Origin of the sequence: Trujillonella humicola (assembly GCF_046233715.1) — a bacterium.
In the GTDB taxonomy this organism is placed as follows: Bacteria; Actinomycetota; Actinomycetes; order Mycobacteriales; family Geodermatophilaceae; genus Trujillonella; species Trujillonella humicola.
Window position 1 is genome coordinate 36,947 of record NZ_JBJNRJ010000032.1, and the last position, 14,262, is coordinate 51,208.

Genomic DNA, 14,262 nt, shown 5'->3' on the forward strand with positions numbered 1-14,262 from the left:
CCGGCCGATCACTGCCCGGCGGGACCGGCCCCCTCGTAGGGGCCCGTCGCGAGCCTGCGCGTGGCGGGCGGAGAGGGAGCCCGTCCGGCGGGGTGCTCGCCGGCGCCCCCTGTGGCCCCGCCGGTGGCCCCCCCGGCGGCCTGGGCCCTGCGGGCGGTGGCGGCCCGCATCGCGCGGGCGCTGGTGCGCCGCAGGGACAGCGCGCGGACGACGTAGTCCAGCCCCGTCAGCAGGGTGAGCACCAGGGCCACGGCCATGACCCACCAGCGCGCCGAGGCCAGCAGGCCGGTCAGCGGCAGGATGTACAGGCCGATCGCCAGCGCCTGGACGACGGTCTTCGCCTTGCCCCCGCGGCTGGCGGCGATGACGCCGTGCCGGATGACCCAGAACCGGAGCAGGGTCACCCCCACCTCGCGGACCAGGATCGCGAGCGTCACCCACCACGGCAGCAGCCCCAGCACCGACAGGCCGATGAGGGCGGTGCCGGTGAGCGCCTTGTCGGCGATCGGGTCGGCGAGCTTGCCGAACTCGGTGACCTGGCCGGTGCGTCGCGCGATCATCCCGTCGTAGCGGTCGGTGATGATCGCCAGCCCGAAGAAGACGGTCGCCCAGACCCGCCGGGACTCGTCCAGGCCGTCCTCGGTGAGCAGCAGCGCCGCGAAGACCGGCACCACGGCCAGCCGCAGCATCGTGAGCGCGTTGGGCAGGTTGACCAGCCGCGCCGACTGGACCGGCGTCGCGGCCGGGTCGGGAGCGACGTCGCTCACGGCGCCCGGCGTCCCGTCGCGGCCAGTGCCGGGACGACCGCCGCGGCGACCAGGTCGACGCCCTCGCTGGCCACCACCTCGGCGGCCACCAGCCGGCCCGGGACGGCGTCGGCGGGCACGCCGGTCACCGTCGTCGTCCCGTCGGCGTCGGGGTCCTGGTGCGCGGCGTGGCCGAGCCAGACGCCGGCCCCCTCCTCCGCGGCCAGGTCCTCGGTCAGCAGCACCTCGACCCGCTCGCCGACGCGTTCCTCGGCGCGCTGGGCGGTGAGCTCCTCGACCAGGTCGGTGATCCGCCGGACGCGGGCGTCGATCTCGTGCTGGTCGAGCTTGCCGGGCAGGCCCATGGCCTCGGTGCCCTCCTCGTCGGAGTAGCCGAACACGCCGACGGCGTCCAGCCGGCCCTCGACGAGGAAGCGCTCGAGCTCGGCGACGTCGTCCTCGGTCTCCCCCGGGAAGCCGAGGATGACGTTGGTGCGGAAGCCCGCCGCCGGAGCCAGCGCGCGCGCCCGCTCGATGAGGCCCAGGAAGTCCTCGGTGCCCCCGAACCGGCGCATGCGGCGCAGCAGCGACGGGGACGAGTGCTGGAACGACAGGTCGAAGTAGGGAGCGACACCCTCGGTCCCGGCGATCACCTCGACCAGCCCCGGCCGCAGCTCGGCCGGTTGCAGGTAGGCCACCCGGATGCGGGCGATGCCCTCGACCGCGGCGACCTGCGGCAGCAGCTTCTCCAGCGCCCGCAGGTCGCCGAGGTCCTTGCCGTAGGAGGTGTTGTTCTCGCTGACCAGGACCAGCTCGGCGACGCCCTGACCGGCCAGCCAGCGCGCCTCCTCGAGGACCTCGGCGGGGAGGCGCGAGACGAACGCGCCGCGGAAGGACGGGATGGCGCAGAAGGCGCAGCGGCGGTCGCAGCCCGAGGCCAGCTTCAGCGCGGCGGAGGGACCCGAGGCCAGCCGCCGGCGCTGCAGCCAGGCGTGACCGGGGATGGCCGGCGCGTCCTCGCCGACGACCGCCGCGGTGCGCTCGACGGGGCTGATCGGCAGCAGGGTGCGGCGGTCGCGCGGCGTGTGCGGCACGAGCGGGCGGCCGGCGAGGACGTCGTCGAGCCGGTCGCCGATGGCCGTGTAGTCGTCGAAGCCCAGGACGGTGGCCTCCGGCAGCGCCCCGGCGAGCTCGGAGCCGTAGCGCTCGGCCATGCAGCCGACCGCGACGACCTCGGCGCCGGAGTCGGTCGCGGCCAGGATCGCGTCGACGGAGTCCTTCTTGGCCGACTCGATGAAGCCGCAGGTGTTGACCAGGACGGCGTCGGCGCCGTCGGCGTCCTCGACGAGCCGGTAGCCGCCGGCGGCGAGCCGGCCGGCGAGCTCTTCGGAGTCGACCTCGTTGCGGGCGCAGCCGAGGGTCACCACCGCCACGGTTCGGTCAGGGCGGGGCGGAGGTGTCACCTGGCCATCGTAGTCGCCGCCCCGGCGCCCGTCGGGCGAACGGAGGGTGACGCCTGCCCCTCGCCCTGCCGTCCGCGCGCCCGGCGCGGCGGGCGGACGGCGTCGCGTCAGGCCTCGGCTCCCCCGCCGTTGCGCAGGAGGAACAGCGTGCCCTCCAGCTCGTCGGGCTTGACCAGCACGTCGCGGGCCTTGGAGCCCTCCGAGGGCCCGACGATGCCGCGGGTCTCCATGAGGTCCATGAGCCGGCCGGCCTTGGCGAACCCGACGCGCAGCTTGCGCTGCAGCATCGACGTCGACCCGAACTGGCTGGTGACCACGAGCTCGACCGCCTGGACGAGCAGCTCCAGGTCCCCGCCGATGTCCTCGTCGATCTCCTTCTTCTCGCCGGCCGCGGCGGTGAAGACCTCCTCGCGGTACTCCGGCTCGGCCTGGCGCTTGGTGAACTCGACGACCGCCTCGATCTCGGCGTCGGAGACGTAGGCGCCCTGCACGCGGACCGGCTTGCCGGCGCCGATCGGCATGAACAGGGCGTCGCCCATGCCGATCAGCTTCTCCGCGCCCGGCTGGTCGAGGATGACCCGGCTGTCGGTCTGGCTGGAGGTGGAGAAGGCCAGCCGCGAGGGCACGTTGGCCTTGATCAGGCCGGTGACCACGTCGACCGAGGGCCGCTGCGTGGCCAGCACCAGGTGGATGCCGGCGGCGCGCGCCTTCTGGGTGATCCGGACGATCGACTCCTCGACGTCGCGCGGCGCGACCATCATGAGGTCGGCCAGCTCGTCGACGATCGCGAGGATGTACGGGTAGGGCCGGTAGACCCGCTCGCTGCCGGGCGGGGCCGTGATCTCCCCGCGCTCGACCTTGCGGTTGAAGTCGTCGATGTGCCGCACGGCGGAGGCGCGCATGTCCTGGTAGCGCTGCTCCATCTCCTCGACCAGCCAGGCCAGCGCGGTGGCGGCCTTCTTCGGGTCGGTGATGATCGGCGTGATCAGGTGCGGGATGCCGTCGTAGGGGGTCAGCTCGACCATCTTCGGGTCGACCAGGATCATCCGCAGCTGGTCCGGGGTCGAGCGCAGCAGCAGCGACGTCAGCAGCGAGTTGATGCAGCTGGACTTGCCGGCACCGGTGGCGCCGGCCACCAGCAGGTGCGGCATCTTCGCCAGGTTCGCGCAGACGAAGCCGCCCTCGATGTCCTTGCCCAGCCCGACCAGCATCGGGTGCGGGTCCTGCTTGGCCGCGTTGGAGCGCATGACGTCGCCGAGGCTGACGGTCTCGCGGTCGGTGTTGGGCACCTCGATGCCGACGGCCGACTTGCCCGGGATCGGCGCGAGGATCCGGATGTTGTCGTTGGCGACGGCGTAGGCGAGGTTGCGGGTGAGCTGGGTGATCTTCTCGACCTTGACCGCCGGCCCGAGCTCGACCTCGTAGCGGGTGACGGTCGGGCCGCGCGTGAACCCGGTGACGGCGGCGTCGATGTTGAACTGCTCCAGCACGCCGGCGATGGCCTCGATGGCGGCGTCGTTGGCCTGCGAGCGGGCGCGCGGCGGCGTGCCGGGGCGCAGCAGCGACAGCGAGGGCAGGGCGTAGTCGCCCTCGACCGGCTGGATGACCAGCTGCTGCGGCTCGTCGATCGGCGGCAGGTCCTCCGGCGGAGCCGTGCGGTCGACGACCTTCGCCCGCGCGGCCGGCGCCGGGACCGGCGGGAGCCCGGTGGGCACCTCGACGTGGTCGGGCGCGGTGGTCCTGGTGGCCTCGGGGGCCTCGGCCAGGGCGGCGTGGTCGATGACCGGGCCGGTGGCGAGCAGGTCCTCGGCCAGGGCCTTGCGGCCGCGGCGCTTCGGGGGTGCGGCCTCCTCCGCCTCGTCGGCCTCCCAGTCCTCGTCGTCCCAGTCCCCGTCGTCGTCCTCGTCGTCGTCGTCGCGGCCCAGCACCCGGTCCAGCCAGCCGCGCAACCGCTCGGGCACCTGGTGGACGGGGGTGGCGGTGATGACGAGCAGGCCGAAGACGGCGAGCAGGACCAGCAGGACGACGGCGACGACGCGGCCGACACCGGCGGCCAGCGGCGTGCCGATCGCCCAGCCGAGCAGCCCCCCGGACCCGGGGTCGGTGGCGGCCATGTCGGCGTCGGCCCCCACGACGGAGGCCACGCCGACCACCGACAGCAGCGCGCAGGTCCACCCGATGAGCAGCCGGCCGCGGGCCTCCGGGCGCGGGCCGCGCCGCAGCAGCAGCAGCGCGGCGACGAGCAGCACGGCCGGCAGCACGAGCACCAGCACGCCCACGAGGAAGGCGACCCCGGCCGCCAGACCGGTGCCCACCGGGCCGATGCCGTCGCTCCACGCGGCCGCGCCGAGGACGACGGCGAGGCCGAGGACGGCCAGGCCGACGCCGTCGCGGCGGTGCTCGGGCGCCAGCGACTCGCTCTCCTCCGGCCGGGCGACCGAGCGGGCCAGGCCACCGGCGCCGCGGGCGAGCAGCGACCAGCCGCTGCTCACCGCCCGCCACACCGAGGCGGCCGCACCCGGGCCGGACGACTGCCGCGCCGGGGGCTTGCGGGCCGTGGTCGTGCGGGTGGCCGGCTTGCGACCGCCCTTCGCCGGCGGCCGCTTGCGGCTCGCCGTGGACCCCGACCGGCCGCGGGCGGAACCCCGACCGGCCGCGGGGCGGGTCGTCGTTCCGCGCGCAGGCATGCGTCAGACGGTAAGCCCGCGGCGGCCCCGGTCCGGTCAGGCGGACGGACGTGTCCCCCGCATACGGTCGCGCCATGACCGACGCGACCCCCGTTCCGCACGGCAGCTGGCCCACCCCGATCACCTCGGCACTGGTGGTGCGCGCGGCCGCGCGGCTGGGCGAGGTGGTGGTCGACGACGGGGAGCTGTGGTGGTCGGAGTTCCGGCCCGGCGAGGCCGGCCGGTCGGCGCTGGTGCGCCGCTCCCCCGGCGGCACGGTGACCGACGTCCTGCCGCCCCCGTGGAACGCGCGGACCCGCGTGCACGAGTACGGCGGCGGCGCCTGGATCGTCGCGGCCGGCGTGCTCTGGTTCGCCGAGTTCTCCGACCAGCGGCTGTACCGGCTGGCTCCCGGGGACGACGCGCCGGTCGCGGTGACGCCGGAGCCGTCGATCCCCTCCGGGGTGCGCTTCGCCGATCTGCGGGTGGTGCCCGGCGGGGTGCTGGCGGTCCGCGAGACGCACGCGGCGTCGGGGGCGGCGGCCGACGTGGTGAACGAGCTGGTGCGGGTCGCCGACGACGGCTCGGTCGAGGTGCTGGTCAGCGGCCCGGACTTCGTGTCCGACCCGCGGCCGGGGCCCGGCGGCGCCCTGGCCTGGCTGCAGTGGGACCACCCGGCGATGCCCTGGGACGCCGCCCAGCTCGTCGTCCGGACCCCCGGCGGGGCGGAGACGGTCGTCGCCGGCGGCCCCGGCGAGTCGGTGGTGCAGCCGGTGTGGGACGCCGACGGCTCGCTGCTGTTCTTCTCCGACCGCACCGACGTCTGGTCGCTGTACCGCTGGCGTCCCGGGGGCGGGGTCGAGGAGGTGCTCGACGTGGGCGCCGACCTGGCCGGTCCGCAGTGGCAGTTCGGGGCCAGCCGCGTCGCGCTGCTCCCCGGCGGGCGGCTCGTGGTCGCCGTCCCGGCCGAGGCCGGGGAGCAGCTCGCCGTCCGGGAGGCGGACGGCGAGCTGCGCGTGCTGCCGACGCCGGGGTACGCCGCCTTCCGGTCCCTGACCGCGTCGGGCGACGCGGTCGTCGTCGGCGCCGGTGGCCCGGCCGCCGAGCCGGTGGTGCTGCGGGTGCCGTCGGACGGGTCGACGGCCGAGGTCCTGCGCCCCGCCCGCGACCTGGGGCTGGCCCCGGCGTGGTTCTCCCGGCCGGAGCGCGTCTCGTTCCCGACCCCGGACGGCGGCACCGGCATCGGCACCGCGCACGCGCTGGTGTACCCGCCGGCCAACCCCGACGTCGAGGGCCCCGAGGGAGGGCTGCCGCCCCTGCTCGTCGTCGTGCACGGCGGCCCGACCGCAGCCGCCACGCCGGTGCTGAACCTGGACGTCCAGTACTGGGCCTCCCGCGGCTTCTGCGTGGCCGACGTCGACTACCGCGGGTCGACCGGCTACGGGAGGCGCTACCGAGACGCGCTGCAGGGCCGGTGGGGCGTCGTGGACCTCGACGACGTCATCGCCTGCGCGCGCTTCCTCGCCGGCTCCGGGCGGGTCGACCCGGCGAGGATGGCCATCCGCGGCGGGTCGGCCGGGGGGTTCACCACGCTCGCCGCGCTGGCCCTGCGGCCGGGCACGTTCTCCGCCGGCGCCAGCCACTACGGCGTGGCCGACCTCGGCGCGCTGGCCCGCGACACGCACAAGTTCGAGTCCCGCTACCTCGACGGGCTCATCGCTCCGTGGCCCGACCGCGCCGAGGTGTACGAGGAGCGCTCGCCGCTGTCGCACGTGGACACGCTGGACACCCCGCTGGCGGTCTTCCAGGGCGCGGAGGACCGCATCGTGCCGCTGGAGCAGGCCGAGGCCATCGTCGCCGCCCTGCGCGCCCGCGGCGTGCCGCACGCCTACCTGCTGTTCCCCGGCGAGCAGCACGGCTTCCGGCGGGCGGAGAACATCCGCGCCGCGCTGGACGGCGAGCTGTCCTTCTACGCCCAGGTGTGGGGCTTCGACCTCCCCGCCGCCGACGCCGTCACCCCGATCGACGTGGTCCGCGGCTGAGTGGGGGGGGGGGGGGGGGGGGGGGGGGGGGGGGGGGGGGGGGGGGGGGCGCCCCCGCCCCCACCCCCCACTCCACTCAGACCTCGAGGACCGTCGGGATGATCATCGGGCGGCGGCGGTAGGTGTCGCTCACCCACTTGCCGATGGTCCGGCGGATCACCTGCGACAGGCGGTGGGCGTCCACCTCGCCGTCGTCCAGGGTGCGCTTGAGGTTGTCCTCGACCAGCCGCAGCGCCTCGTCGAACGCGGACGGGTTCTCCGAGAAGCCGCGGGTGGACAGGTGCACCGGCCGCACGATGGTGCGGGTCGAGGGCTCGACGACCACGGTCACCGCCACGAAGCCCTCGTCGCCGAGGATCCGCCGCTCCTGCAGCGACTCCTCGCCGACGTCGCCGACGTTGAGGCCGTCGACGTAGACGTTGCCGATCGGCACCGAGCCGACGATCGAGGCCTTCCCGTCGACCAGGTCCACGACCACGCCGTCCTCGGCGAGGATGATGCGGTCGGTGCTCATGCCGGTCTGCTCGGCCAGCGCGGCGTGCGCCCGCAGGTGCCGCCACTCCCCGTGCACCGGCATGAGGTAGCGCGGCTTGGCGACGTTGAGCAGCGTGCGCAGCTCGCCGGCGGGCGCGTGCCCGGAGACGTGCACCATCGCCGTCTCCTTGTGGACCACGGTGGCGCCCAGCCGGGCCAGGCCGTTGATGACCTTGTAGACGGCGGTCTCGTTGCCCGGGACCAGGGACGAGGCCAGCACGATGGTGTCGCCGGCCTCGATGGTCACCTGGTGGTGCTCGCCGCGTGCCATCCGGCCCAGCGCCGACAGCGGCTCGCCCTGCGAGCCGGTGCTCACCAGCACGACCTGCTCGCCCGGCATCTTGGTCGCCTCGTCCAGGGAGACCATCAGCCCCGGCGCCATCCGCAGCAGGCCGAGGTCGCGCGCGACGCCCATGTTGCGGACCATCGACCGGCCGACGAAGGCGACCTTGCGGTCGTGCTTCTCCGCGGCGTCGAGCACCTGCTGGATGCGGTGCACGTGGCTGGCGAAGCTGGAGACGATCAGCCGCTGGGTGGCGCGGCGGAACACGTCCTCGAGCACCGGGCCGATCGCGCGCTCGCTGGTGACGAAGCCGGGGATCTCCGCGTTCGTCGAGTCGGCCAGCAGCAGGTCGATGCCCTCGATGCCCAGCCGGGCGAAGGCGCCCAGGTCGGTGAGCACGCCGTCCAGCGGCAGCTGGTCCATCTTGAAGTCACCGGTGTGCACGAGCAGTCCGGCCGGCGTGTGGACGGCGACGGCGAGCGCGTCGGGAATCGAGTGGTTGACGTCGATGAACTCGCAGTGGAACGGCCCGGCGAGGTGGTCGTCCCCTCCGGCCACCTCGACGAGCACCGGGTCGATCCGGTGCTCGCGCAGCTTGGCCCGGACCAGCGCGAGGGTGAACCGGGAGCCGACCAGCGGGATGTCGCCGCGCAGCCGCAGCAGGTAGGGCAGCGCACCGATGTGGTCCTCGTGCCCGTGGGTGAGGACGACGGCGTCGATGTCGTCGAGCCGGTGCTGGATCACGCCGAAGTCGGGGAGGATCAGGTCGACGCCGGGCTGCTCGGCCTCGGGGAACAGCACCCCGCAGTCGATGACCAGCAGGCGGCCCTCGAACTCCAGGACGGCCATGTTGCGGCCGATCTCCCCCAGCCCGCCGAGGGCCATCACGCGCAGCCCGCCGGCGGCCAGCGGCGGCGGGGTCTTCAGGTCCAGGTGTGGCTGGGTCGGGACACTCACAGGGGGACGCCTCCGGCGGCGAGATCGGTGCGCAGCTGCTGGAGCTGCTCGGGGGTGGCGTCGACCAGCGGCGGGCGGACGGGGCCGCTGGGCAGGCCCAGCTCGCGCAGCGCCGCCTTGACCAGGATGACGCCCTGGGTGCGGAAGATGCCGGTGCACACCGGCAGCAGGCTCTCGTTGACCGCCCGGGCCCGGACGAGGTCGCCGGACTCCACGGCGGCCACGAGCTCGGCCAGCCGCGGTCCGACCAGGTGCCCGACGACGCTCACGACGCCGACGGCGCCCAGCGCGAGCAGCGGCAGGTTCAGCACGTCCTCGCCGCTGTAGTAGGCGAGATCGGTGCGCGCCATCGTCCAGGCCACGGCGCCGAGGTCGGCCTTCGCGTCCTTGACCGCGACGATCCGCGGGTGCTCCGCAGCGCGGACCAGCGTCTCGACCTCGATCGGCACCACGGTGCGCGGCGGGATGTCGTAGAGCATCACCGGCAGGCCGGTGGCGTCGGCGACGGCGGTGAAGTGCCGCAGCAGGCCCTCCTGCGGCGGCTTGTTGTAGTAGGGGGTGACGACCATGAGGCCGTGGGCGCCCAGGCGCTCGGCGTCGCGGGCCTTCTCGATCGAGTGCGCGGTGTCGTTGGTGCCCACGCCGGCCACGACGACGGCGCGGTCGCCGACGGCGTCGAGCACGGCCTCGAGGACGGCGCGCTGCTCCGCGTCGCTGATCGTCGGGGACTCCCCCGTCGTCCCGGCGACCACCAGGCCGTCGTGCGCGCCCCGGTCGACCAGGTGCGCGGCCAGTTCCTGGGCGCCGGCGAGGTCGATCGACCCGTCCTCGGCCAGCGGGGTGACCATCGCCGTGAGTACGCGGCCGAAGGGCCGCACGGGGTCGCCGGTCATGGGGAGAATCTACCCAGCGGCGTCCGCGCCACCCGCCGCGCCGGCTCAGCGACGGTGGTCGGAGACCGCGTAGCGCAGCCCGGTGGACGGCGAGGTGGCCCAGCCCTCGGCCGGGGTCCGGGACACCACCCGCCACCCGGTGCCGAGAACGGGGGCGCGGGTGTCACCCTCGACGTCCAGGTCGACCTCGGTGACCACCGCGCGCTCGGCGTGCGGCAGGAACTCCGCGTACACCGTGCCGCCGCCGATCACCCAGCAGTCGGGGAACTGGCCGAGCACCTGGCCCACCGAGTACGCGGGCCGGGCTCCCTCGGCCCACCACAGCGGGTCGCCGGTGAGCACGACGTTGGTCCGCCCCGGCAGCGGCCGGAACCGGTCGGGCAGCGACTCCCAGGTGCGCCGGCCCATGACCACGGTGGACCCGCTCGTGAGCTCCCGGAAGTTCCGCAGGTCCTCGGGCAGGTGCCAGGGCAGCGTGCCGTTCGCGCCGATCACGCGGGCGCGCGCCTGCGCCCAGATCAGCGAGATCATCTGTCCGGGTCAGACGGCGACGGCGGCGCGGATGGCCGGGTGGGGGTCGTAGCCGTGCACCGTGACGTGCCCGGGCGTGTAGTCGAACAGCGACGGGGCCGGGGCCAGCTCCAGCGTCGGGAACGGCCGCGCCGGGCGGGACAGCTGCTCCCGTACCTGCTCGTGGTGGTTGTCGTACACGTGGCAGTCGCCACCGACCCAGACGAAGTCGCCGGGTCGCAGGCCGACCTGCGCGGCGACCATGTGCGTGAGCAGCGCGTAGCTGGCGATGTTGAACGGAACGCCGAGGAACATGTCGGCGCTGCGCTGGTACAGCTGGCAGGACAGCCGCCCGTCCGCGACGTGGAACTGGAACAGCGCGTGGCAGGGGGCCAGCGCCATGTCCGGGATGGCGGCGACGTTCCACGCGGAGACGACCATCCGCCGGGAGTCGGGGTCGCGGCGCAGGGTGTCCAGGACGCCGGAGATCTGGTCCACGTGCTCGCCCGAGGGGGTCGGCCAGGACCGCCACTGGACGCCGTACACCGGCCCGAGCTCGCCGGTGGGCGAGGCCCACTCGTCCCAGATGGAGACGCCGTGCTCGTGCAGGTAGGCGACGTTGCTCTCCCCGCGCAGGAACCACAGCAGCTCGACGACGATCGAGCGCAGGTGCACCTTCTTCGTGGTCAGCAGGGGGAAGCCGGCGGAGAGGTCGTAGCGCAGCCGCTCCCCGAACAGGCTCACCGTGCCGGTGCCCGTCCGGTCGGACTTCGGCGTCCCCCGCTCCAGCACCCGCCGCAGGAGGTCCTCGTACTGCGTGTCGACCGGCTGCCCGGCAGTCCCCACCACGGGGATGCAATCTACGGGGCCGCACCGACAGGTCGGCGGACCCGGCCGGACCGACGGGCCACACTCTCCGGCATGGAGTGGTGGGCCACGCTGCTGGCCGTCGTGGGAGGCCTGCTGCTCGTGTGGGCGCTGCTGCTCGTGCTGCTGTGGCGGGCGCGGCCGGAGGACCTCACCGTGCGCGAGGCGCTGCGGCTGCTGCCGGACCTGGTCCGGCTGCTGCGGCGGCTGGCCCGCGACCGCTCGGTGCCCCGCGGCGTCCGGGTGTGGTTGTGGCTGCTGCTGGCCTACCTGCTCTCTCCGGTGGACCTGGTGCCCGACGTCGTCCCGGTGCTCGGCTACGCCGACGACGTCGTCGTCGTCGCGCTGGCGCTGCGCGCGGTGCTGCGCCGGGCCGGCACCGGGGCGCTGGACCGGGCCTGGCCGGGCAGCCCCGCCGGACTGGCGGTGGTGCGGCGGCTGGCCGGCGTCCGGCTCACGGGCTGACGGCGGTGGCCGCGGCCAGCTCCGGCGCGAGGTCGCCGGCGCCGGTGACGACGACCCGGTCCAGCTCCAGCCAGTCGGCCACCAGCCGCAGCTCGGCGGCCAGCTCCGCGGCGACCGCGGCCCGGTCCACGCCGTCCTCTCCGTGCACGGCCTGCACGAGCAGCGCCCCGGCCGTGCGGTCGGCCTTGAGGTCGGCGCGGGCGACCAGGCGGTCGCCGAGGAGGAAGGGCAGCACGTAGTAGCCGTGCACGCGCCGCGCGGCCGGCGTGTAGATCTCCAGGCGGTACCGGAAGCCGAAGATGCGCTCGACCCGGGGGCGCTCCCAGACCAGCGAGTCGAAGGGGCTCAGCAGCGCCCTGGCGGTGATCCGGCGCGGCCGGCGGGCGGCCGGGTCCAGCCACGCCGGGGCATCCCAGCCGTCGACGGTCACGGGGAGCAGCTCGCCGGCCTCGGTCAGCTCGGCGATCGCCGCGCGTGCCACCGCCGGCCGCAGCCGGAAGTAGTCACGCAGGTCGCGCTCGGTGGCGACCCCCAGGGCCCGGGCCGCCGTGCGCACGAGCTCTCGGATCGCCGCCGCGGGCTCCGGGGTGGGGGCCTGCACGACGGCGGCGGGGAGCACCCGCTCGGTGAGGTCGTAGACGCGCTCGAAGCCCGCGGTGCGGCTGCGGGCGGTGAGGGCGCCGGTGAAGAAGAGCCACTCGAGGGCGATCTTGGCCGGGTGCCAGTTCCACATCGTGCCGGGCCGCTCCCGCCGGGTCTCGAGCAGCTCGCCGGCCCTGGTCGGCCCCTGCTCACGGACGCGGTCGAGCACCTCCGCGACGTAGCCGGGCCGTTCCCGCTGCAACCGGACCATGTTCCCCCAGGCGTGCTCCTCGGCGGCCGCCATGCGCCAGCGCAGGAACGGGTGCAGCCGCACCGGCAGGTAGGAGGCCTCGTGCGCCCAGTACTCGACGACCTCGTGGCGGCGGTTCGTGAAGTCGTCGAGCGCGGCACGCGGATAGGCGCCCAGACGGCTGAAGTAGGGCAGGTAGTGCGACCGCGACAGGACGTTGACCGAGTCGATCTGGACGACCGACAGCCGGTCGGTGACCCGCCGCAGCGCCCGGCTGCCGACGACCCCGGTCGGCCGGGGCTCGCCGAACCCCTGGGCAGCCAGCGCGATGCGCCGGGCCAGCGGGGCCGGGAGCCGGTCGACGGCGGGAGCGGTCACGGCTGCCGATCCTGCCCGCCGGGTACGACGGACGCCGTGCCACCTGCGCCTACGCTGCCCGGGTGGAGCCTCCCTCCTTCCCCCGGCTGAGCGGGCGCGTGACCGTCTCGGTCCGACCGGCACGCCCCGGGGACGTCGCCGACATGGCACGCGTGCAGGCGGTCACCTGGCGGACGGCGTTCCGGGCGGTGCTCCCGCCCTCGGTGCTGGACGAGTGGGACGAGGACGCGGCGGCCGCGGTCTGGCTGGCCGCGGTCGTGTCCCCGCCCACCCCGGCCCACGGGGTTCTCGTCGCCGTGGACGGGGACGCGGTGGTGGGTCTCGCCGCCTACGGCCCGCCCGAGGTGTCCGCTGACGACCCCGGGACGCCGGACGAGCCGACGACGGAGGTGGCGACCCTGCTGGTGGAGCCGCGGTGGGGCCGGCGTGGGCACGGCAGCCGGCTGCTGGCCGCGGTCTCCGACCTGGCCGTCGCGTCGGGCGCGGGCCGGCTGACGATGTGGGTGCCGGAGGCCGACGCGGTGACGGCCCGCTTCCTCGAGTCGGCGGGCTGGGCCCGGGACGGCTGGGCCCGCACCCTCGACACGGGTGGCGATCCGCTGCGCGAGGTCCGCTGGCACACGCTGCTCGAGGCGGAGGCGGCACGGTGACGTTCGAGGGCTTCCCCGACGAGGGCCTGGTCTTCTACGAGGGCCTGGAGGCCGACAACAGCAAGACCTACTGGACCGGGCACCGCCCGCAGTACGAGTCGTGCGTCCGCGCACCGCTGCAGGCGCTGGTGGACGAGCTGGCCGGGGAGTTCGGGCCGGCCAAGCTCTTCCGCCCCTACCGGGACGTCCGCTTCAGCAACGACAAGACGCCGTACAAGACGCACCAGGGCGCTGTGGTGGAGCCGCCGGGCCGCGGCGCAGGCGCCTGGTACGTGCAGATCTCCGCCGACGGGCTGCGGGTGGCCGGAGGCTGCTGGCGGCTGGAATCGGACCAGGTGACCAGGTACCGCCGCGCCGTGGAGGACGACGTGCAGGGTCGCCGCCTGGCCGACGAGGTGGCCAGGCTGGCGACCCGCGGGTGGGAGGTGGGCGGCGACCGCCTGACCCGGCAGGCCCGCGGCTTCGACGTCCCGGACGACGACCGCGCCAATCTGCTCAGACACCGCTCGCTGCACGTCTGGCAGCAGTTCGAGCCCGCGCCGTGGCTGCACCAGCGCGAGGCACTGGACCGCGTCCGGGAGACCTGGCGGGACGTCGAGGCGCTCAACGCCTGGCTCGCGGACAACGTGGGGGCGACGGCGAAGGAGCCGCGCCGCCGCTGACGGCTCACCGTGCCCGGACGTCGCCATGGCCGGCCCGTGCCGCCCGCACCCGACAGCTCACGGCGAGCAGCTGGGGCGGCAGTGTGCGCCCACGGCGCAGGCGGGGGCCGAGATGGTGGCGTGCGCCCAGCCGCCGGCCCGGGCGGCGGTCGGAGCGGCGGGGTGGTGAGGATCAGGGGAGGCAGAAAGGGCCCCAGCCGTGTGGCTGGGGCCCTTTCTGGAATGGTTGTCCGGCGGTGTCCTACTCTCCCACCCCGTCTCCAGGGCAGTACCATCGGCGCTGAGAGGCTTAGCTTCCGGGTTCGGAATGGGAC

General features: G+C 75.0%; 12 protein-coding genes and 1 rRNA gene. 4 read left to right on the forward strand and 9 right to left on the reverse strand.

Annotated features, from left to right (window positions below; translation table 11 throughout):
* Window positions 1-8: 8 nt before the first annotated feature.
* The 3 genes from pgsA to ACK586_RS15935 all read right to left on the reverse strand — a co-directional run bounded on the left by pgsA (window position 9) and on the right by ACK586_RS15935 (window position 4,896).
* A complete protein-coding gene (pgsA, locus tag ACK586_RS15925) occupies window positions 9-767 on the reverse strand; it encodes a CDP-diacylglycerol--glycerol-3-phosphate 3-phosphatidyltransferase (protein ID WP_409331473.1) in 759 nt (252 codons plus the stop codon).
* Window positions 764-2,209 carry a 30S ribosomal protein S12 methylthiotransferase RimO gene (gene rimO, locus ACK586_RS15930; RefSeq protein ID WP_409331474.1) on the reverse strand — a complete coding sequence of 482 codons (1,446 nt, stop codon included), beginning with the start codon at window positions 2,207-2,209 and terminating at the stop codon, window positions 764-766. The genes pgsA and rimO overlap by 4 nt, the downstream gene beginning before the upstream one ends.
* A 107-nt stretch (window positions 2,210-2,316) precedes the next feature.
* Complete coding sequence (locus ACK586_RS15935; protein WP_409331475.1) at window positions 2,317-4,896, reverse strand: DNA translocase FtsK; 2,580 nt, start codon at window positions 4,894-4,896, stop codon at window positions 2,317-2,319.
* Between the two features lie 74 nt (window positions 4,897-4,970).
* Between ACK586_RS15935 and ACK586_RS15940 the strand changes: the two genes are divergently transcribed.
* Window positions 4,971-6,917 (forward strand): S9 family peptidase, encoded by a 1,947-nt coding sequence (locus tag ACK586_RS15940; protein ID WP_409331476.1) that lies wholly within the window; start codon window positions 4,971-4,973, stop codon window positions 6,915-6,917.
* 76 nt (window positions 6,918-6,993) lie between these two features.
* On the opposite strand, the gene ACK586_RS15945 is transcribed toward ACK586_RS15940, so the two are convergent.
* From ACK586_RS15945 to ACK586_RS15960, 4 genes are read right to left on the reverse strand one after another with little or no spacing between them, the layout of a single operon-like run.
* On the reverse strand, window positions 6,994-8,691 hold the full coding sequence (locus ACK586_RS15945) for a ribonuclease J (protein ID WP_409331477.1): 1,698 nt from the start codon (window positions 8,689-8,691) through the stop codon (window positions 6,994-6,996).
* A complete protein-coding gene (gene dapA, locus ACK586_RS15950) occupies window positions 8,688-9,584 on the reverse strand; it encodes a 4-hydroxy-tetrahydrodipicolinate synthase (protein ID WP_409331478.1) in 897 nt (298 codons plus the stop codon). Before dapA ends, ACK586_RS15945 begins: the two co-directional genes overlap by 4 nt.
* Before the next feature lie 45 nt (window positions 9,585-9,629).
* Window positions 9,630-10,115, reverse strand: coding sequence for a dihydrofolate reductase (locus ACK586_RS15955; protein ID WP_409331479.1), 486 nt, complete (start codon window positions 10,113-10,115; stop codon window positions 9,630-9,632).
* Between the two features lie 9 nt (window positions 10,116-10,124).
* The gene (locus ACK586_RS15960; RefSeq protein WP_425330386.1) at window positions 10,125-10,943 is read right to left on the reverse strand and encodes a thymidylate synthase; all 819 of its coding nucleotides are present in this window, start codon (window positions 10,941-10,943) and stop codon (window positions 10,125-10,127) included.
* 72 nt (window positions 10,944-11,015) lie between these two features.
* On the opposite strand from ACK586_RS15960, the gene ACK586_RS15965 reads away from it, so the two are divergent.
* Window positions 11,016-11,426, forward strand: coding sequence for a DUF1232 domain-containing protein (locus ACK586_RS15965; protein WP_409331480.1), 411 nt, complete (start codon window positions 11,016-11,018; stop codon window positions 11,424-11,426).
* On the opposite strand, the gene ACK586_RS15970 is transcribed toward ACK586_RS15965, so the two are convergent.
* Window positions 11,416-12,636 carry a winged helix-turn-helix domain-containing protein gene (locus ACK586_RS15970; RefSeq protein ID WP_409331481.1) on the reverse strand — a complete coding sequence of 407 codons (1,221 nt, stop codon included), beginning with the start codon at window positions 12,634-12,636 and terminating at the stop codon, window positions 11,416-11,418. The two genes, ACK586_RS15965 and ACK586_RS15970, sit on opposite strands and share 11 nt — an antisense overlap.
* Before the next feature lie 62 nt (window positions 12,637-12,698).
* Here ACK586_RS15970 and ACK586_RS15975 point away from each other — a divergent pair, with 62 nt between their 5' ends.
* Together ACK586_RS15975 and ACK586_RS15980 are read left to right on the forward strand one after the other, a co-directional pair.
* On the forward strand, window positions 12,699-13,286 hold the full coding sequence (locus tag ACK586_RS15975) for a GNAT family N-acetyltransferase (RefSeq protein ID WP_409331482.1): 588 nt from the start codon (window positions 12,699-12,701) through the stop codon (window positions 13,284-13,286).
* Entirely contained in the window at window positions 13,283-13,948 is a 666-nt protein-coding gene (locus tag ACK586_RS15980; RefSeq protein WP_409331483.1) for a DUF2461 domain-containing protein, read from the forward strand. The genes ACK586_RS15975 and ACK586_RS15980 overlap by 4 nt, the downstream gene beginning before the upstream one ends.
* Window positions 13,949-14,176: 228 nt before the next feature.
* Here the strand turns inward: ACK586_RS15980 and rrf are convergent.
* Window positions 14,177-14,262, reverse strand: a 5S ribosomal RNA gene (rrf, locus tag ACK586_RS15985); the annotation flags it as partial.